We start from the raw sequence: 19,397 nt of genomic DNA, 5'->3' as shown, positions 1-19,397 counted from the left end.
GGCTGCCGCTCGGAGAGATGCCGGGTTGGCCGGGAAGATTCATCCCCTGCCACAGGGGGTTATTGAGGAGCTCGCATGACCAAACAACACGCCTTTACTCGGGAAGACCTGCTGCGCTGCAGTCGCGGTGAGCTGTTCGGCCCAGGTAATGCGCAACTGCCCGCGCCGAACATGCTGATGGTCGATCGCATCACCCATATCAGCGAAGAAGGCGGCAAGTACGGCAAAGGTGAATTGGTCGCCGAGCTGGATATCACCCCGGACCTGTGGTTCTTCGCCTGCCACTTCGAAGGCGACCCGGTAATGCCGGGCTGCCTGGGCCTCGATGCCATGTGGCAGCTGGTCGGTTTCTTCCTCGGCTGGCAAGGCCTGCCAGGCCGTGGCCGCGCCCTGGGTTCGGGTGAAGTGAAATTCTTTGGCCAGGTGTTGCCTACCGCCAAGAAAGTCACCTACAACATTCACATCAAGCGCGTCCTGAAGGGCAAGCTGAACATGGCCATCGCCGATGGCTCGGTCAGCGTTGACGGCCGCGAGATCTACACGGCCGAAGCCCTGCGGGTCGGCGTGTTCACCTCCACTGACAATTTCTAAGGGTTATTCGCATGCGCCGCGTCGTTATCACTGGTCTGGGCATCGTATCGTGCCTGGGCAATGACAAAGCTACCGTCACCGAAAACCTGCGTAACAGCCGTCCGGGTATCCGTTTCAACCCGGAATACAAGGAAATGGGGCTGCGCAGCCAGGTTTCCGGGTCCATCGACCTCAACCTCGAAGAACTGATCGACCGCAAGGTCTACCGCTTCGTCGGCCACGCTGCGGCGTACGCCTACCTGGCGATGCAGGACGCGATCAAGGACGCTGGCCTGACCGAAGAGCAGGTTTCCAACCCGCGTACCGGCCTGGTGGCTGGCTCCGGCGGCGCCTCGACCCTGAACCAGATGGAAGCGCTGGACACCCTGCGCGAGAAAGGCGTCAAGCGTGTCGGCCCTTACCGCGTCACCCGCACCATGGGCAGCACCGTTTCGGCATGCCTGGCTACCCCGTTCAAGATCAAGGGCCTGAACTACTCGATCTCGTCGGCGTGCGCCACCTCGGCCCACTGCATCGGCACCGCACTGGAGCAGATCCAGTGGGGCAAGCAAGACATCGTCTTCGCCGGTGGCGGTGAAGAAGAGCACTGGAGCCAGTCGTTCCTGTTCGATGCCATGGGCGCCCTGTCGACCAAGCGCAACGACACCCCGGAACTGGCCTCGCGCGCCTACGACGCCGACCGTGATGGCTTCGTCATCGCTGGCGGCGGCGGCATGGTCGTGGTCGAGGAACTGGAGCACGCCCTGGCCCGTGGCGCCAAGATCTACGCCGAAATCGTCGGCTACGGCGCCACTTCCGACGGCTACGACATGGTCGCGCCAAGCGGCGAAGGTGCCATCCGCTGCATGCAGCAGGCGATGTCCACCGTCGACACCCCGATCGACTACCTGAACACCCACGGCACCTCGACCCCGGTCGGTGACGTTGCCGAGATCAAGGGTGTTCGTGCAGTGTTCGGCGACAAAGCGCCGAAGATCAGCTCGACCAAGAGCCTGTCGGGCCACTCGCTGGGCGCCGCTGGCGTGCACGAGGCGATCTACTGCCTGCTGATGATGGAAAACAACTTCATCGCCGGCTCCGCCAACATCGACGAGCTGGACCCGGAAGTTGCGGACCTGCCGATCGTGCGCAAAACCGAAGAAAACGCCAGGATCGATACGGTCATTCAGGCGGCGATGGCTTGCCGGGCTGCCTGCCCCGGCTTGATTCCTAATGCCGCAAACGTTTGCGGATCAATATCGATCCAGCATGCGACCACCAGACGTCCGTCCACCTGCTTCGGCGGGCCTGCGCGGTGCGCGTGTATGCCGATCCGGCGGAACAGCCGCTCCATGCTCGCGAACGTCACGCCGATCAGCTGCCGCGCGCCGAGCTGCGCCGCGCATTCGACCACGGCCGCGAGCATCGGCCGCACGGCCCACTCGGCATTGCCCGACCCGCCTTCGTCGTCGGTCGCCGCGAACCTGGACAGCTCCCAGACGGCCGCCGATTGCGGCAGCGGCATGTCTGCGGCGATCAGGTCGGCGAACAGCGACTGCAGCAGATACGGGCGCGTCGTGGGCAGCAGGCGCGCACATCCGCACACGTCGCCGCCGGCATTTCGCGCGAACACGTACACGGTATCGTCGCGATCGAACTGGTCGCGCTCGAAGCTTTCGTTCGCCGACGGGAGCTCCCAACCGAGTTGTTCGACGAACACGCGGCGCCGGTAGCGCCCGAGATCCGCTGCAAGTTCGTGTGGTAACCGCCCTTCTTCGTGAACGAAGGTCCGCATGAGCAACAGCTTCGGCTTCGGCGGCACCAACGCCACCCTGGTGCTCAAGCGCTGGGAAGGCAAGTAAGGCCTTGATGCTGTAACAAAAACGCCCCGACTGGTTCGGGGCGTTTTTTTTGCCTGTAGGTTGTGTACTGAGCTAGCGAGCCCTGGGCAACACCGCCAGGAAGTTGTCCCGCGCCACCTTCTTCGCCACCCCCTCCGGCAAAGCATCCAGAAACGGCTTGAAGCCGTGCATCTGCTCACCCACGCTACCGAATTTACCCACCACGTCGGACCCCAGCATGAAGCGCTCCGGGTACCGCTCGACCAACGCCAGCCACGCCTTGCGAGGCGCGCCCTGGTCATCCAGCAGATAGGGCTCCAGCACACTCCAGGACAGGTCGATATACAGGTTCGGGTAGTCCTCGAGCAAACGCGTCAGCACCGGCAGCAGAAAATCCATCTGCGTCTGATGCCGATGGATCTCCATGCTGGTGCCCGCATGTGCCCAGATGAACCGGGTATGCGGATGGTTGCGCAGCGGCTCTTCGATCTCGGCCAGGTACAGCGGGTTGCGCTCGCGCTTGGAGGTGATGTTCGAGTGCAGCAGCACCGGCATGTCGCGCTCGGCGGCCAGGTGATAGATGCGCGTCATCGCCTCGTTGTTGGCACGGGGCGTATCACCGCTGGTCAAGGCCGTGAGGTCGTCGTGGCGGGTGAAGACTTCACCAATGCCTTGCCACAGCCCGGGATACAGATCGAGCATGCGCTCGATATGGCTGACCGCGTTCTTGTCGACCGGGTTGAAGCCCGTCAGGAACGGATGAAAGCGTTTACGCTGCGCTTCGGGCAATGTCTGCAGCGCTGCCGCCACGTAGGTGTCCGTGGCGCTGTACCAATACGCATCGGCATCGTCACCGGCGTAGTAGCGCGGGCGCTTGGGTTCGTCTTCATGCCACTTCTTGGCCACCGGTACGCCGGAGATCATCGAGTGCTCGACACCGGCGTCATCCATCGCCTTGATCAGCGCAGGCATGCCCTCGGTCTCCTGGAAGAAGTCCACATAGTGCAGGTGGGCGTCGCTGTAACGGTAGTCACGCGCCTGTGCCGCCTGGCACAACCCTCCACATAACAGCAGGCAGGCCAGCGCTCTGGCGATCATGGGCAGCTTCCTTCTCCGGGTATGAGCAGAGTAGACCCGGCCGCGCAGCTGGCGGTTCAGCAATGCACCGCAAACAGCTATGCTGGGGGCACTTGCACCCCGCCTGGAGCCCAGCATGAGCAGCCCCCTGATCATCCGCCCGCGCGCCGAATCGGTCGAGGGCCAGCCGATCCTGCGCCCGCTGCCTTCGGCCCAGTGCCGCAGCGTCGGGCCGTTCGTGTTCTTCGACCATATGCTGGAAACCGACTACGCGCCGGGCCATGGCATGGACATCCGCCAACACCCGCATATCGGGCTGTCGACGCTGACCTACCTGTTCGAAGGGGCGATCCTGCACAAGGACAGCCTGGGCTCGAATCAGCGTGTATTGCCGGGCGATGTCAGCTGGATGACGGCCGGCAGCGGCGTGGCGCATGTCGAGCGCACACCGGCGGATGCGCTGGCGCACGGTTCGCGCTTGCATGGGCTGCAGGTGTGGCTGGCGTCGCCCCGCTCGCTTGAGCAAGGCGTACCGAGTTATAGCCATTACCCCGCAGCCAGCCTGCCGGTGAGCGATACCTTGGGCGTGCGTATCTGCATGATAGCCGGCAGCGGTTTCTGCCTGGAGTCACCGGTGCCTGTGCTCTCCCCTACCCTGTATGCGCACGTACGGATGCAGCCGGCAACGACGCTGCTGATACCGACTGACCACGCGCAGCGGGCGCTTTACCTGCTGGATGGCGAGTTGCTGCTGGGCGATGAGGACGTGGAGCCTTGCAGCCTGGTGGTGCTGCCCGAGGGCGAAGACATGACGCTGTATGCGCAGGGCGAGTGCCAGATGGTGCTGATTGGCGGGGAGCCGCTGGACGGCCCGCGGCGGATGAACTGGAATTTCGTGGCCAGTGACCCGGACCTGATCGAGCAAGCCAGAGCCCGCTGGGCTTCGGGGGATTGGCCGCGGGTACCTGGGGAAAGCTCGAGGATCGAGTTGCCACGGTGATTTTGGGGCTGCTCTGCAGCCCATCGCCGGCAAGCCAGCTCCTACAAAGAGAGGCCTACGCAGTACTGTGGGGCTGGCTTGCCGGCGATGGGGCGCAAAGCGCCCCCTGCCATATCAGCGCTGGAACACTTCAGTCAGCAGGTTGTGCATCGAGCGGAAGGCCCGCTCCGAAGTGCGACGGTCATACTGCATCTTGCCCGGTACATTGGCATTCGGGTCGGTAAACGAGTGCACCGCCCCGCCGTAGCTCAGCAACTGCCAGTCCACCTTGGCCGCGTTCATCTCCTCCTCGAATGCCGGCAACTGCTCCTTCGGCACCAGTGGGTCCGACGCGCCGTGCAATACCAGCACCGAGCCCTTGATGTGCTTGGCATCTTCCGGGTTCGGGGTATCCAGCGTGCCATGGAACGACACCGCAGCCTTCAGGTCGGCGCCGGTACGGACCAGCTCCAGGGCGCAGCAACCGCCAAAGCAGAAGCCGAAGGTTGCCACCTTGCCCGGCTCCAGCAGTGCCTTCGACTGCGCCAGCAGCTGCTCCAGCGCCCCCTTCATGCGCTTGCGCAGCTCGCTGCGGTCGTTCTTCAACGGCATCATCGCCGCCCCCGCCTCGTCGGCATTGGACGGCCGCACCGATTGCCCATACAGGTCGGCAATCAGCACCACGTATCCCTTCTCGGCCACTTCCTTGGCAATGCGCTCGGCACCTTCGCCAATACCCATCCAGTTCGGCGCCATGACAAGCCCCGGGCGCCCCAGCGCGCCGGGCTCGTACACCAGGCGGCTTTCATAGGTCTTGCCAGACAGGTGATAAACCAGCGATTCGACGATTACCTTGCTCATCAAGCACTCCTTAAGGCTTCACCATGAAAAAAGCCCGCCGAAGCGGGCTTTCCTTTGCATCAACTCAAGCAGACAGCTCGACCAGCAGCTTGTTCAGGCGACGAACGTAAGCCGCCGGGTCCTTCAAGCTATCACCGGCCGCCAGCGCCGCCTGATCGAACAGGATGTGCGACAGCTCGGCGAAGCGGTCTTCGCTTTGCTCGTTGTCGAGCTTCTCGATCAGCGGGTGGGTCGGGTTGAATTCGAAGATCGGCTTGGAGTCCGGCACCTTCTGCCCGCTGGCTTCGAGGATCTGGCGCATCTGCAGGCCCAGGTCCTGCTCGCCGATGGCGAGGATCGCCGGCGAGTCGGTCAGGCGGTGGGACACACGCACTTCAGCGACGCTGTCACCCAGCGCACCTTTCAGGCGCTCGACCAGGCCTTCCTTGTCCTTGGCGACTTCTTCCTGGGCCTTCTTGTCTTCTTCGGAGTCCAACTTGCCCAGGTCCAGGTCGCCGCGGGCGACATCGACGAAGGCCTTGCCGTCGAACTCGTTGAGGTAGCTCATCAGCCACTCGTCGATACGGTCGGTCAGCAGCAGCACTTCGATGCCTTTCTTGCGGAAGACTTCCAGGTGCGGGCTGTTCTTGACCTGCGCGTACGACTCGCCGGTGAGGAAGTAGATCTTGTCCTGGCCTTCTTTGGCGCGGGCCAGGTAATCCGCCAAGGCAACGCTCTGCTCGCCGCTGTCGTCGTGGGTGGAGGCGAAGCGCAGCAGGCCGGCAATCTTCTCTTTGTTGGCAAAGTCTTCGGCTGGGCCTTCCTTCAGCACCTGGCCGAAGTTTTTCCAGAAGCCCTTGTATTGTTCAGGCTCGTTCTTCGCCAGTTTATCCAGCATGTCCAGCACGCGCTTGGTCAGCGCGGTCTTCATCGAGTCGATGATCGGGTCTTTCTGCAGGATCTCGCGGGAAACGTTCAGCGACAGGTCGTTGGAGTCGACCACACCTTTGATGAAGCGCAGGTACAGCGGCAGGAACGACTCGGCCTGGTCCATGATGAACACGCGCTGCACGTAAAGCTTAAGGCCGCGCGGTGCTTCGCGCTGGTACAGGTCGAACGGTGCGCGAGCCGGCACGTACAGCAGCGAGTTGTACTCAAGCTTGCCTTCGACCTTGTTGTGGCTCCAGGCCAGCGGGTTTTCGAAGTCATGGCCGATGTGCTTGTAGAACTCCTGGTATTCCTCGTCCTTGATCTCGGTACGCGGACGGGTCCACAGGGCGCTGGCGCGGTTGACGGTTTCCCATTCTTCGGCTGGCTGTTCTTCGCCTTCGGCGGCAGCCTGCTCCTTGGGCAGCTGAATGGGCAGGGCGATGTGGTCGGAGTATTTCTTGACCACGTTGCGCAGGCGCCAGCCATCGGCGAATTCCAGCTCGTCCTTCTTCAGGTGCAGGACGATGCGCGTGCCGCGCTGTGGTTTTTCGACCGTGGACACCTCGAAGTCACCCTCGCCTTTCGACGACCAGTGCACGCCCTCGGCAGCCGGTTGGCCGGCGCGGCGGCTGAACACATCGACCTTGTCGGCAACGATGAAGGCCGAGTAGAAGCCCACGCCGAACTGGCCGATCAGGTGCGAGTCCTTCTTCTGGTCACCGGTGAGGTTCTTCATGAAGTCGGCAGTGCCAGACTTGGCGATGGTGCCCAGGTGTGCGATCACGTCTTCACGGCTCATGCCGATGCCGTTGTCCTCGAGGGTCACGGTACCGGCGTCCTTGTCGAAGCTCACGCGGATCTTCAGGTCGCTGTCGCCTTCGAACAGCTCCGGCTTGGCCAGGGCTTCGAAACGCAGCTTGTCGACGGCGTCGGAAGCGTTGGAAATCAGCTCACGCAGGAAGATTTCCTTGTTCGAGTACAAGGAATGAATCATGAGGTGCAGCAGCTGCTTTACCTCGGTCTGGAAGCCCAGGGTTTCTTTTTGTGTTTCCACACTCATGGTCTTCAAAACTCCGATCTGATGGCAGTGGGCGCCGGGCAGCCGATTCGGCCTGCGTTAACGGCGGATGTCATGCAGATGGGGGCTGCCCAGACGATTTCAAGGGCTTTTCCGGTTCGATCTTGAAATGAGCACGTGCAGTGGCGATCGGCGCTTGCCGATCGCCCTGCCAGGCGGTAATCGCCACGTTAGTCACGCGCCGGCCCTGGCGCCACAGCTGGCATTGCGCGTAGGTGTCGCGAAAATGCCCGGCACGCAGGTAATCGATGGAAAAATCGATGATCTTCGGAATGCTCGCACTCTCGCTGTAAATAAGCAGGTACAAGGCGGCAGAAAGCTCCATGAACCCGGCGATCACGCCACCATGCACTGCGGGGAGCAAAGGGTTGCCAATGTTGTCGGCATTGGCCGGCAGGCGGAACAGCAGGTCATCGCCCTGACGCTCGCATTCGATACCGATCAGGCCGGCGTAGGGGATCAGTTCCAGCAATGGCTGATAATCGCCAACGGCGTGGGCCTCGTTAAGGCGTTTACGGACATCCTGCGGAATCATGCGCTGCCCTCTTTCAGGTCTTTGCCGAAACGGATACCGCCTTTGATGCCCTGGCCCAGGCGCATGAAAGTGCCCACCACCTGGCAGATCGGCTGGCTGGGGTCATCCTGGTAAGCCGTGCCACGGGTAAAGATCACGTCACGGGTGACCCGGTAGCATTGGGCATGGCCGTAGATGGCTTTACCGGCTTGCGCGGGATGCATGTAGTCGATGCGCAGGTCGAGGGTCGGGCACACCTCAAAGCTTGGCAGCACGCAAAGCGTGGCCATGCCGCACGTCGTGTCCATCAACGTGGTCAAGGCGCCGCCATGCACTGCACCGGTTTGCGGGTTGCCGACAATGGCAGGCGACCAGGGCAACAGCAGGGTCATGCCCTCGGCATCCGCATGGGCCACTTGCATGTGCAATACTTGGCAATGCCTGAGCGCCGACAAGAAGCGTTCGGCCATGGCCATCAAGGTTGAATCGGTCATTGGTAGTGTCCCTGATCAATGCGCATGATTACTGCCACGGCGGCATAAAACCGGTAAAAAGTCTATATAGAACGCGGTGTTATATATCTGTAACTGATGCGGAACTATTTCTGCACGGGCGAACTCGAAGGAACAAGTCACTTATTCCACCAAGGAGAAACACCCCCATGCGTAAACCATTTGCTTTTGCTCTGATGCTGGCTGCTGCCATGGGCCTGGCTGCTTGCGATAAAGCGAGCGAAGACAAAGCCCAGGACGCACAAGAACACGCCGAGCAAGCCCAGGAAAAGATGGGCGAAGCTCAGGATAAGATGAACGACGCTGCCAAGGAAAACGCCGAAGCCGCCAAAGATCAGGCCGAAGCCGAGAAGAAGGCTGCCGAAGAAGCCGCTCCGGCTACTCCGGCTCCATCGACCGCGCCTGCCGAGCCTGCCAAGCAGTAATCGCGCCGTACAAAAAAACCCGACAGTGTCGGGTTTTTTTGTGCCTGCAACTTAGCGGTTAAACGTTTCAGGTATTAATGCTGGCGTTTTCTTTGCTGGCGTCGCTCGGTGCACTTTCGGTGGGCGTGAATACCATCACTTCCAGCACATCGGAATGGAACTCGCGCCGATACAGGATCAGCACTACACCCACACTCACCACCATGAACAACCACGGGCTGATGAACCAGGTGAGCATGGCCATGCCAAAGTAATAAGCGCGCAGGCCAAAGTTGAACTGGTTGGCCGCCAGCGACAACACCCTCGCCGCGCGGGAAGCGAACGCCTTGCGCTCGAGTTCATTGACCAGGCGCTCACCGATCATTGGCGCGGAACCTACCAATACGGCGGCGAAGTTGTATTGGCGCATGCACCAGCTGAAGGTGAAGAAGGCGTAGACGAAAACCGCCGCCAGGCACAGCAACTTGATTTCCGACATCCCCTGCGACGCCTGCTGCACCAAGGGCAGGTCTGCCAACAGTGACAAGGCGCGATCCGAGGCACCCAGCACGGTGAGGATGCCGGCGAGGATAATCAGGGTACTGGAGGCAAAGAACGAGGCGTTACGCTCCAGGTTGCCGATCACGCTGGCATCGGCGATGCGGTTGTCGCGCAGCAACATGCGCCGCATCCAGTCTTCCCGGTACAAGTGCAGCACACTGGCCAGGCAGGCCGTGTCGCGGCCCTTCCAGATGGCGTAGCGGGTGTAGCCGCCCCAGCAGAGGACGAACCAGCTGACGGCCAGCAAATTGTGGAGGTTGCTTTGGATGAAATTCATGCAGGGCTCCCGAAGGCCAGGTGCACTAAGAATAGAGACCGGGTTTCGACGCCCGCAAACACGGAAAGGCACACCCCTGTAACAAAAAAACCCCGCATCCTTGAGGATACGGGGTTCAGGGCATCGACCTGCGGCTGGCACCCTACGGCTTGTGGCCGGTACCAGCGGCGGGCTTCAACGCATCAGGCCAGCGCTTCGCGCGGCTTGCCGAGCATACGGTCGCACGCCACGGCGCCAACCAGGGTGACCACCGAAGGCACCAGCCAGGCCAGGCCCTGATCGCTCAGCGGCAAGTGCGCCATGAAGTCTGGCAGCACGTGGGCAATGCTGCTGCCCTTGACCGCATCGACGATGCCGAACACCAGCGACACCAGCATTACCGGCGCGAGGATGCGCGTCGGCGAATTCCACAGGTCTTTGACGAAGCTCAAACCCACCACCACGATGCATGGCGGGTAGATGGCGGTCAGCACCGGGATGGAGAACATGATCAGCTTGGTCAGGCCCAGGTTGGAGATCAGCAGCGAGAAGCCCGCCAGGATCACCACCAATGCACGGTACGACAGCGGCAGGATCTGGCTGAAGTACTCGGCACAGGCGCAGGTCAGGCCAACGGCCGTTACCAGGCAGGCCAGCGCGATCAGCACGGCAAGGAAACCACTGCCAAGCGAGCCGAAGGTGTGCTGCACATAAGCGTGCAGGACCGCCGCACCATTGGTGGCGTCAGCCGCGATGTCGTGGCTGGTGGCACCCAGGCGGAACAGGCTGATGTACACCAGCGCCAGGCCCACACCGGCAATCAGGCCGGCGATGATGGCATAGCGGGTAATCAGCTTGGGCGACTCGACACCACGCGAACGGATGGCGTTGACGATGACGATACCGAAGACCAGAGCCCCCAGGGTGTCCATGGTCAGGTAGCCATCGGAGAAGCCTTTGGAGAAGGCCGCCGCAGCATACGCTGGCTGTGCCTCACCAATGCTGCCCGCCGGCAGCGCGAAGGCAGCGATGCCCAATACGGCCAGGGCAATGATCTTCAGCGGCGCGAGGAAACGGCCCACGGTATCGAGCAGCTTGCCCGGATACATGGAAACCGCCAGCACGACGATGAAGTACACCAGGCTGTAGATGAACAGCGCCAACGGGCTTTCGCCGGTCAGCGGCGCCACGCCGACTTCGAACGACACGGTCGCGGTCCGCGGAGTCGCGAACAGCGGGCCCACCGAGAGGTAGCAAACGGCCGCCAGCAGGCCACCGAAGAACTTGCCGATCGGGCTGCTGAGTGCATCCATGCCGCCACCGACTTTGGCCAGAGCGACCACGGTGATGACCGGAAGGCCCACGGCAGTCACCAGGAAGCCGAGTGCGGCCATCCACACGTGCGGCCCGGACTGCAGGCCAACGATAGGCGGGAAGATGATATTGCCGGCGCCTACGAAAAGCGCAAACGTCATAAAGCCAAGTGCCAGGATATCCTGGCCTTTTAAAACTTTCATTTAGGGTAGTACCACACTGCTGAAATCGGGATTCGAGAAGGGATTTCCCCATGGATGAGGGAAATGCTGCCCGGCTTGATAGGCCAGACCCGTTTAGCGTGTCGTTCCCTTTTGGGGTACGGGCACAGAGTGAACGCGTAGATTAACCGTTTTACCCCACAAACGCACTGGCACAGTGCTGCTTGTCCGATGTGCGTACATGTTTGTCGTCTGGTTGACCGTCTCGGACGACAATTTATTGCTGAATCACGCGAATGTCTGGTTGAAAATCCTGATAGGGGTAATCGAATTTTCTGAAGCGCAGTTACACCAGAGAAACGACAAAGGCCACCCGAAGGTGGCCTTTGTGCGCGTGGGGGTATTACGTGTTACTTACTTCTTGGCTTCCCAGCCAGTCAGCTCGGCCAGGGCCTTGCCGATGTCAGCCAGGGAACGCACGGTCTTCACACCCGCGTCCTGCAGCGCAGCGAACTTCTCGTCCGCAGTGCCTTTGCCGCCGGAGATGATGGCGCCAGCGTGGCCCATGCGCTTGCCCGCAGGTGCAGTAACACCAGCGATGTAGGAAACGACAGGCTTGGTGACGTGGGCCTTGATGTAGGCCGCAGCTTCTTCTTCAGCCGAACCGCCGATCTCACCGATCATGACGATCGCTTCGGTCTTCGGGTCTTCCTGGAACAGCTTCAGGATGTCGATGAAGTTGGAGCCCGGGATCGGGTCACCGCCGATGCCCACGCAGGTCGACTGGCCGAAGCCGGCGTCGGTGGTCTGCTTCACGGCTTCGTAGGTCAGAGTGCCGGAACGCGACACGATACCGACCTTGCCTGGCAAGTGGATGTGGCCTGGCATGATGCCGATCTTGCACTCGCCCGGTGTGATCACGCCTGGGCAGTTAGGGCCGATCAGGGTAACGCCCAGCTCGTCGCACTTGACCTTGGCATCCAGCATGTCCAGGGTAGGAATGCCTTCGGTGATGCAGACGATCAGCTTGATGCCGCCGAAGGCCGCTTCCAGGATCGAGTCCTTGCAGAACGGAGCCGGAACGTAGATCACCGAAGCGTCAGCGCCGGTCGCTTCCACAGCTTCCTTGACGGTGTTGAACACCGGCAGGCCCAGGTGGGTGCTGCCACCCTTGCCTGGGGTAACGCCGCCGACCATCTTGGTGCCGTAGGCGATGGCTTGTTCGGAGTGGAAAGTACCCTGCGAGCCGGTGAAGCCCTGGCAGATGACTTTGGTGTCTTTATTGATCAGGACGCTCATTACTTGCCCTCCGCAGCTTTGACAACTTGTTGAGCAGCGTCGGTCAGGCTGGTTGCCGCAATGATGTTCAAACCGCTTTCTGCCAGTACTTTAGCGCCCAGTTCGGCGTTGTTGCCTTCGAGGCGAACGACGACCGGAACTTTAACGCCGACTTCTTTCACTGCACCGATGATGCCTTCGGCAATCATGTCGCAGCGAACGATGCCGCCGAAGATGTTGACCAGAACGGCCGCGACATTGCTGTCGGACAGAATGATCTTGAACGCTTCGGTAACGCGCTCTTTGGTGGCACCGCCGCCTACGTCGAGGAAGTTGGCTGGTTTGCCGCCGTGCAGGTTGACGATGTCCATGGTACCCATGGCCAGGCCGGCACCGTTGACCATGCAACCGATGTTGCCTTCCAGGGCCACGTAGTTCAGCTCGAAGCTGGCAGCGTGGGCTTCACGAGGATCGTCCTGCGACGGGTCGTGGAAGGTTTTCAGCTTCGGCTGACGGTACATGGCGTTTGCGTCGATGTTGATCTTCGCATCCAGGCAGTGCAGGTCGCCGTCGGCCTTGATGACCAGCGGGTTGACTTCGAGCAGGGCCAGGTCGTGCTCTTTGAAGAGCTTGGCCAGGCCTACGAAAATCTTGGCGAACTGAGCAACTTGCTTGCCTTCCAGACCCAGCTGGAATGCCAGTTCACGACCCTGGAACGGCTGAGCGCCGACCAGCGGATCGATAGTAGCCTTGATGATCTTCTCAGGAGTTTCGTGAGCAACTTTCTCGATGTCCACGCCACCTTCGGTGGAGGCCATGAACACGATGCGGCGGCTCGAGCGATCGACTACAGCGCCCAGGTACAGCTCTTTGGCGATGTCAGTGCAGGATTCGACCAGGATCTTGGTCACTGGCTGACCGTTGGCGTCGGTCTGGTAGGTTACCAGACGCTTGCCCAACCATTGCGCAGCGAACGCCTTGGCGTCTTCCTTGCTGCGAACCAGCTTGACGCCGCCCGCTTTACCGCGACCACCTGCGTGAACCTGGGCTTTGACAACCCACTCGGAACCGCCGATCTTGTCGCAAGCTTCTGCTGCAGCTTCAGGGGTGTCGACTGCGAAACCCTTGGAAACTGGCAGGCCGTATTCAGCGAACAGCTGCTTACCCTGATACTCGTGAAGATTCATGCTTTTTACCGTCTTCGTTAGGTACTGCGCTTCGGCGCTGCGCCATTGCTGGCGCCGCACCACCTGTGACCGTCAACCCCGGGTTTTCCCGTGTAGTTCGGTCCGGCGAACGTTCCGCGGTGAGTCATGCACGCAAGACTCACGACGGGCAGCCCGCCGTGGTTTCTTATAATTAACGCTTCTTACGGTTGGCTACGTGAATGGCGCCGCCATTCACTGCCAGCGCTGCTTCATGCAGCGCTTCGGACAGGGTTGGATGGCTGAAGACCATCATGCCCAGATCCTCGGCACTGGTGCCGAATTCCATTGCGATTGCGCCCTGCTGTACCAGTTCGGCAGCCGATGGGCCAATCACGTGCACACCCAGTACGCGGTCGGTCTTGGCATCGGCGATGACCTTGACGAAACCACCGGTGTCGTTGGCTGCCATCGCCCGGCCGCTGGCGGCGAACGGGAAGGTGCCTACGTTAACCTCAACACCCTCGGCCTTCAAGGCTTGTTCGGTCTTGCCGACCCACGCGATTTCCGGGTGGGTGTAGATAACCGACGGGATCAGGTCGTAGTTCATCTGGGCTTTGTGGCCCTTGATGCGCTCGACGACCATGATGCCCTCTTCCGAGGCCTTGTGTGCCAGCATCATGCCGCGTACCACGTCACCGATGGCGAACACGCCCGGAACGCTGGTGGCGCAGTGATCGTCGACGAAGATGTAGCCACGCTCGTCGATGGTCACGCCGCTGTCGGAGGCCAGCAGGTCAGTGGTCACCGGGCGACGGCCGACCGCGACGATCAGCTTGTCGAAGGTGATCTTCTGCTCGCCTTCGGCGTTGGTGTAGGTGACTTCGACTTCGTTGCCGTTGACTTTCGAACCGGTGACGCGAGCGCCCAGTTTGATGTCCAGGCCTTGCTTGGTCAGCGTCTTCTGAGCTTCTTTCGACACGGCGGTGTCGGCAGCCATCAGGAAGGTGTCCAGGGCTTCCAGGACGGTGACTTCAGCACCCAGGCGAGCCCATACCGAACCCAGTTCCAGGCCGATCACGCCAGCACCGATCACGCCCAGGCGTTTAGGTACGGTCTGGAATTCCAGGGCGCCGGTGGAGTCGACGATGACGTTCTGGTCGACCGGAGCCGGCGGAATGTCGATCGGACGCGAGCCGGAGGCCAGGATCACGTTTTCGGCTTCGATGATTTCGGTGGTGCCATCAGCCTTGGTGACTTCGACTTTCTTGCCAGCCAGCAGTTTGCCGTGGCCCTGGATCGAGGTAACGCCGTTGGCCTTGAACAGGGTGGCAACGCCACCGGTCAGGTTCTTGACGATGCCAGCCTTGCGGCCAACCATCGCGGCGACGTCCATCTTCACTTCGCCAGTGGAGATACCGTGGACGTTGAAGCTCTCTTTGGCTTCCTTGTACTTCCAGGAGCTGTCCAGCAGCGCCTTGGACGGGATGCACCCTACGTTCAGGCAGGTGCCGCCCAGGGCCAGCTTGCCCTCGGCGTCGGTGTATTTCTCGATACAGGCAGTCTTCAGACCAAGTTGGGCAGCCTTGATGGCAGCCACATAGCCGCCAGGACCTGCACCAATCACCACTACGTCGAATTTCTGGGTCATAAAAGATTCCTTTTTAGCTTCAAGCGGCAAGCTGCAAGCCGCAAGACCAGCAGGCTTCGGCTTGAAGCTTGCGGCTTGCAGCTTACAGCTGCGCGATTAGATGTCCAGCAGCAGGCGAGACGGATCTTCCAGCAGGTTCTTGATGGTGACCAGGAAGGTTACCGCTTCCTTGCCGTCGATCAGGCGGTGATCGTACGACAGCGCCAGGTACATCATCGGGCGGATAACCACTTGGCCGTTGATGGCCATCGGGCGCTGGATGATGTTGTGCATGCCGAGAATGGCGGCCTGCGGCGGGTTGACGATCGGGGTCGACATCATCGAACCGAAAGTACCGCCGTTGGTGATGGTGAAGGTACCGCCGGTCATTTCTTCGATCGACAGTTTGCCGTCACGGGCTTTCTTGCCGAAGGTGGCGATGCCGTTCTCGATTTCAGCCAGGCTCATCGACTCGGCGTTACGCAGTACCGGTACCACCAGGCCACGGTCGCTGGAGACGGCAACGCCGACGTCGGCGAAGCCGTGGTAGACGATGTCGTTGCCGTCGATCGAGGCGTTGACAGCCGGGAAGCGCTTCAGCGCTTCGGTGGCGGCCTTGACGAAGAACGACATGAAGCCCAGGCGCACGCCGTTGTGGGTCTTCTCGAACAGGTCCTTGTACTTCGAACGCAGGGCCATGACTTCGGTCATGTCGACTTCGTTGAAGGTAGTCAGCATCGCCATGTTGGATTGGGCTTCGACCAGGCGCTCGGCGATCTTGGCACGCAGGCGGGTCATCGGCACGCGCTTCTCGGTACGGTCGCCAGCGGCGGCCACAACCGGGGCAGCAGCGGCAGCGGCAGGCTTGGCAGCCGGCGCAGCGGCAGGTGCCGACTTCTTGTTGGCGACTGCAGCCACCACGTCTTCCTTGGTGACGCGACCGCCTTTGCCAGTGCCGGCAACGGTAGCCAGGTCGATGCCGTTTTCTTCAGCCAGCTTGCGCGCGGCTGGCGCGGCGACCGGGTCGTCTTCGCCAGCGTCGGCAGCGGCAGCAGCCGGGGCAGCAGCGGCCGGAGCGGCAGCTGGAGCGGCGGCGGCAGCGCCGCCTTCGACGATCGAACCCAGGACTTCGTCGGACAGGACGGTATCGCCCTCGCCCTTGACGATGTCGCCCATCACGCCGTCAGCGGTGGCCAGTACTTCCAGGACCACCTTGTCGGTTTCGATGTCGACGATCAGCTCGTCACGCTTGACGGCTTCGCCCGGCTTCTTGTGCCAGGTGGCAACGGTGCCGTCGGCAACCGATTCCGGGAAGGTTGGGGCTTTGATCTCGATAGCCATTATCTGTGTTTCCTTAAATTCGGTTTCAGGTGCGCGAAGGCGTTAGACAGTGAAGGCGTCTTGCAGCAGTTTTTCCTGCTGTTCGGCGTGCTTCGAAGCGTAACCACAGGCTGGTGCGGCAGAAGCGTCGCGGCCGGCGTATTCCAGGACCAGCGCCTTGTTGTGGCGGCCCAGGATACGGCGCATGTGGTGCTGACTGCTGTACCAGGCGCCCTGGTTCATCGGTTCTTCCTGACACCAGACGGCATGCTTGAGGTTGGTGTACGGCGCCAGGATGTCGACCAAGTCGTCTTCCGGGAACGGGTACAGCTGCTCGATACGCACGATGGCGATGTCTTCGCGTCCTTCGGCACGGCGTTTTTCCAGCAGGTCGTAGTACACCTTGCCGCCGCACAGTACCAGGCGCTCGACCTTGGCCGGATCCAGGGTGTCGATTTCCGGGATCACGGTCTGGAACGAGCCTTCTGCCAGGTCTTCCAAGGTCGAGATGGCCAGCTTGTGGCGCAGCAGCGACTTCGGCGTCAGGACGATCAGCGGCTTGCGCAGCGGACGGATGACCTGGCGACGCAGCAGGTGGTAGATCTGTGCTGGCGTGGTTGGTACGCAGACCTGGATGTTGTGCTCGGCGCACAGCTGCAGGTAACGCTCCAGGCGCGCGGAGGAGTGCTCCGGGCCCTGCCCTTCATAACCGTGAGGCAGCAGCATGGTCAGACCGCACAGGCGGCCCCACTTGTGCTCACCGCTGGTGATGAACTGGTCGATCACCACTTGCGCACCGTTGGCGAAGTCGCCGAACTGGGCTTCCCAGATCACCAGCGCGTTCGGCGTGGTGGTCGAGTAACCGTATTCGAAGGCCAGTACCGCTTCTTCCGACAGGAAGGAGTCGTACAGGTCGAAGCGCGGCTGGCCCGGGAACAGGTTCTGCAGCGGTACGTAGGTGCTGGCGTCCTTCTGGTTGTGCAAGACCGCGTGGCGGTGCGAGAAGGTGCCACGGCCGATGTCCTGGCCGGTCATGCGGATCGGGTGACCTTCGAACTGCAGCGTGGCGTAAGCCATGGTCTCTGCATAACCCCAGTTGATCGGCAAGCCACCGGCCTGCATCTTCTGGCGATCTTCGTAGATCTTCGAAACCTGGCGCTGAACCACGAAACCTTCCGGCAGCTCCAGCAGCTTGGCCGACAGGTCCTGCAGGGTCTTGAGGTCGAAGCGGGTGTCGTGACGCGCGGTCCAGGCGTGGCCCAGGTAGGGACGCCAGTCGACGAACAGCTCGCGGTTCGGCTCCTTGACCAGGCTCTTGACCACGTGCAGGCCGTTGTCCAGGGCGTTGCGGTACTCGTCGATCTTGGCCTGAGCGCGCTCGGCGTCGATGCGACCAGCCTGGATCAGCGCTTCGGCATACAGCTCACGGGTGGTGCGCTGCTTGCTGATCTGCTGATACATCAGCGGCTGGGTACCGTTGGGCTCGTCGGCCTCGTTGTGGCCGCGGCGGCGGTAGCAGACCAGGTCGATGACCACGTCACGCTTGAACTGCATGCGGTAATCGATGGCCAGCTGGGTCACGAACAGCACGGCTTCCGGATCATCACCGTTAACGTGCAGGATCGGCGCCTGGATCATCTTGGCAACGTCGGTGGCGTACTCGGTGGAACGCGCGTCCAGCGGGTTGCTGATGGTGAAACCAACCTGGTTGTTGATCACGATGTGCACGGTACCGCCGGTCTTGAAACCGCGGGTCTGCGACATCTGGAAGGTTTCCATGACCACGCCCTGGCCGGCGAAGGCCGCGTCGCCGTGGATCGAGATCGGCAGCACCTTGTCGCCGACGGTGTCGTTGCGACGGTCCTGACGGGCGCGCACCGAACCTTCAACCACTGGCGAGACGATTTCCAGGTGGGACGGGTTGAACGCCATGGCCAGGTGAACTTCGCCACCGGTGGTCATCACGTTCGAGGAGAAGCCCTGGTGGTATTTAACGTCACCGGAGCCCAGCTCGTTCATCTTCTTGCCTTCGAACTCGTCGAACAGCTCGCGCGGGTTCTTGCCGAAGGTGTTGACCAGCACGTTCAGACGGCCGCGGTGGGCCATGCCGATCACGACTTCCTTGGTGCCGTAGGAGCCGGAGCGCTGGATCATTTCGTCCAGCATCGGAATCAGGCTTTCGCCGCCTTCCAGGCCGAAACGCTTGGTGCCCGGGTACTTGGTGCCCAGGTACTTCTCGAGGCCCTCACCGGCCGTCACGCGCTCGAGCAGGTGAGCCTGCACGTCGGCGGAGAATTCCGGACGACCGCGCACGCTTTCGAGGCGCTGCTGGAACCAGCTGCGCTGCTCGGAATCGACGATGTGGGTGAACTCGGCGCCAATGGTGCGACAATATGTCTTCTGGAGCGCTTCGACGATCTCGCGTAGGCTCGCTTCCTCTTTGCCGATGAACAGGTCGCCGGCACGGAAGGTCGTATCAAGATCGGCATTGGTCAAGCCGTAGTGATTGATCGACAGGTCTACGGGCGCAGGGCGCTGCCACAACCCCAACGGGTCGAGCTTGGCAGCCTGATGGCCGCGCATACGATAGGCCTGGATCAGTCGCAGAACTTCAACCTGCTTCTTCTCGTGTTCACTGCTCACGCTCCCGGCGGACACCGGTTGGGCGCGGCGCTGGTTCTTTGCCAGCAGTACGAAATGGTCGCGGATTGTCGAGTGCGATACATCAGTAGCGGTGCTGCCATCAGCAGGCAACTTCTGGAAGTAAGTGCGCCACTCTTCTGGCACAGCGTTAGGGTCGTGCAGGTAGAGCTCGTAGAGCTCTTCCACATATGCAGCGTTACCACCTGAAAGGTGGGCGCTTTCCCACATGCGCTGCATCACGCTTTCTTGCATGCTTGGTCACCCTCGATTAGGGGACTGATCGGCGAGAGCCACAGCAAACCTGGAAAAGTCCGAACACAGCGACTGAACCACGCCACTTGGAT

General features: G+C 61.4%; 16 protein-coding genes and 1 pseudogene. 4 read left to right on the top strand and 13 right to left on the bottom strand.

From position 1 onward, the window contains the following. Nucleotides 1-75 precede the first annotated feature (75 nt). Together fabA and fabB are read left to right on the top strand one after the other, a co-directional pair. Nucleotides 76-591, top strand: a complete 516-nt coding sequence (gene fabA, locus ACNQPL_RS13270) for a 3-hydroxyacyl-[acyl-carrier-protein] dehydratase FabA (RefSeq protein ID WP_012315334.1) — start codon at nucleotides 76-78, stop codon at nucleotides 589-591. 11 nt (nucleotides 592-602) lie between these two features. After that, nucleotides 603-1,757, top strand: a pseudogene (fabB, locus tag ACNQPL_RS13265) (beta-ketoacyl-ACP synthase I); the annotation flags it as partial. Here fabB and ACNQPL_RS13260 read toward each other — a convergent pair. Further along, a complete protein-coding gene (locus tag ACNQPL_RS13260) occupies nucleotides 1,757-2,365 on the bottom strand; it encodes an acyl-homoserine-lactone synthase (protein ID WP_131949441.1) in 609 nt (202 codons plus the stop codon). The pseudogene fabB and the gene ACNQPL_RS13260 overlap by 1 nt on opposite strands. Before the next feature lie 139 nt (nucleotides 2,366-2,504). Next, complete coding sequence (locus tag ACNQPL_RS13255) at nucleotides 2,505-3,509, bottom strand: amidohydrolase family protein (protein ID WP_416466987.1); 1,005 nt, start codon at nucleotides 3,507-3,509, stop codon at nucleotides 2,505-2,507. Nucleotides 3,510-3,624: 115 nt separating this feature from the next. Between ACNQPL_RS13255 and ACNQPL_RS13250 the strand changes: the two genes are divergently transcribed. Beyond that, nucleotides 3,625-4,488 (top strand): pirin family protein, encoded by an 864-nt coding sequence (locus tag ACNQPL_RS13250; protein ID WP_416466986.1) that lies wholly within the window; start codon nucleotides 3,625-3,627, stop codon nucleotides 4,486-4,488. A gap of 114 nt (nucleotides 4,489-4,602) precedes the next feature. Here the strand turns inward: ACNQPL_RS13250 and ACNQPL_RS13245 are convergent, their stop codons facing one another. From ACNQPL_RS13245 to ACNQPL_RS13230, 4 genes are all read right to left on the bottom strand, one after another. Beyond that, the gene (locus ACNQPL_RS13245; protein ID WP_416466985.1) at nucleotides 4,603-5,328 is read right to left on the bottom strand and encodes a dienelactone hydrolase family protein; all 726 of its coding nucleotides are present in this window, start codon (nucleotides 5,326-5,328) and stop codon (nucleotides 4,603-4,605) included. Between the two features lie 64 nt (nucleotides 5,329-5,392). After that, on the bottom strand, nucleotides 5,393-7,297 hold the full coding sequence (gene htpG / locus ACNQPL_RS13240) for a molecular chaperone HtpG (RefSeq protein WP_346615133.1): 1,905 nt from the start codon (nucleotides 7,295-7,297) through the stop codon (nucleotides 5,393-5,395). Nucleotides 7,298-7,367: 70 nt separating this feature from the next. After that, on the bottom strand, nucleotides 7,368-7,850 hold the full coding sequence (locus ACNQPL_RS13235; RefSeq protein WP_346615134.1) for a PaaI family thioesterase: 483 nt from the start codon (nucleotides 7,848-7,850) through the stop codon (nucleotides 7,368-7,370). Continuing rightward, nucleotides 7,847-8,323 carry a PaaI family thioesterase gene (locus tag ACNQPL_RS13230; RefSeq protein WP_416466984.1) on the bottom strand — a complete coding sequence of 159 codons (477 nt, stop codon included), beginning with the start codon at nucleotides 8,321-8,323 and terminating at the stop codon, nucleotides 7,847-7,849. Before ACNQPL_RS13230 ends, ACNQPL_RS13235 begins: the two co-directional genes overlap by 4 nt. Nucleotides 8,324-8,490: 167 nt before the next feature. Between ACNQPL_RS13230 and ACNQPL_RS13225 the strand changes: the two genes are divergently transcribed. Beyond that, entirely contained in the window at nucleotides 8,491-8,766 is a 276-nt protein-coding gene (locus ACNQPL_RS13225; RefSeq protein ID WP_346615136.1) for a hypothetical protein, read from the top strand. A gap of 67 nt (nucleotides 8,767-8,833) precedes the next feature. Here the strand turns inward: ACNQPL_RS13225 and ACNQPL_RS13220 are convergent, their stop codons facing one another. The 7 genes from ACNQPL_RS13220 to ACNQPL_RS13190 all read right to left on the bottom strand — a co-directional run bounded on the left by ACNQPL_RS13220 (nucleotide 8,834) and on the right by ACNQPL_RS13190 (nucleotide 19,305). Continuing rightward, nucleotides 8,834-9,583 carry a DUF599 domain-containing protein gene (locus ACNQPL_RS13220; RefSeq protein ID WP_416466983.1) on the bottom strand — a complete coding sequence of 250 codons (750 nt, stop codon included), beginning with the start codon at nucleotides 9,581-9,583 and terminating at the stop codon, nucleotides 8,834-8,836. Between the two features lie 182 nt (nucleotides 9,584-9,765). Beyond that, entirely contained in the window at nucleotides 9,766-11,079 is a 1,314-nt protein-coding gene (gene brnQ, locus ACNQPL_RS13215) for a branched-chain amino acid transport system II carrier protein (RefSeq protein WP_346615138.1), read from the bottom strand. 372 nt (nucleotides 11,080-11,451) lie between these two features. After that, nucleotides 11,452-12,336 (bottom strand): succinate--CoA ligase subunit alpha, encoded by an 885-nt coding sequence (gene sucD, locus ACNQPL_RS13210; RefSeq protein WP_172230032.1) that lies wholly within the window; start codon nucleotides 12,334-12,336, stop codon nucleotides 11,452-11,454. Beyond that, nucleotides 12,336-13,502, bottom strand: coding sequence for an ADP-forming succinate--CoA ligase subunit beta (gene sucC / locus ACNQPL_RS13205; RefSeq protein WP_008091914.1), 1,167 nt, complete (start codon nucleotides 13,500-13,502; stop codon nucleotides 12,336-12,338). Before sucC ends, sucD begins: the two co-directional genes overlap by 1 nt. Before the next feature lie 172 nt (nucleotides 13,503-13,674). Next, nucleotides 13,675-15,111 carry a dihydrolipoyl dehydrogenase gene (lpdA, locus tag ACNQPL_RS13200; protein WP_346615139.1) on the bottom strand — a complete coding sequence of 479 codons (1,437 nt, stop codon included), beginning with the start codon at nucleotides 15,109-15,111 and terminating at the stop codon, nucleotides 13,675-13,677. Nucleotides 15,112-15,207: 96 nt separating this feature from the next. Further along, nucleotides 15,208-16,431 (bottom strand): 2-oxoglutarate dehydrogenase complex dihydrolipoyllysine-residue succinyltransferase, encoded by a 1,224-nt coding sequence (gene odhB / locus ACNQPL_RS13195; RefSeq protein ID WP_346615140.1) that lies wholly within the window; start codon nucleotides 16,429-16,431, stop codon nucleotides 15,208-15,210. Nucleotides 16,432-16,473: 42 nt separating this feature from the next. Then, nucleotides 16,474-19,305: a 2-oxoglutarate dehydrogenase E1 component gene (locus ACNQPL_RS13190; RefSeq protein WP_346615141.1), complete on the bottom strand. Its 2,832-nt coding sequence runs from the start codon at nucleotides 19,303-19,305 to the stop codon at nucleotides 16,474-16,476. Between the last annotated feature and the right edge of the window lie 92 nt (nucleotides 19,306-19,397).

The organism is Pseudomonas sp. LFS044, assembly GCF_047978245.1.
Classification (GTDB): Bacteria; Pseudomonadota; Gammaproteobacteria; order Pseudomonadales; family Pseudomonadaceae; genus Aquipseudomonas.
Note: the sequence above shows the minus strand (reverse complement) of the source record. Positions and strands in the feature narration are given on the sequence as shown.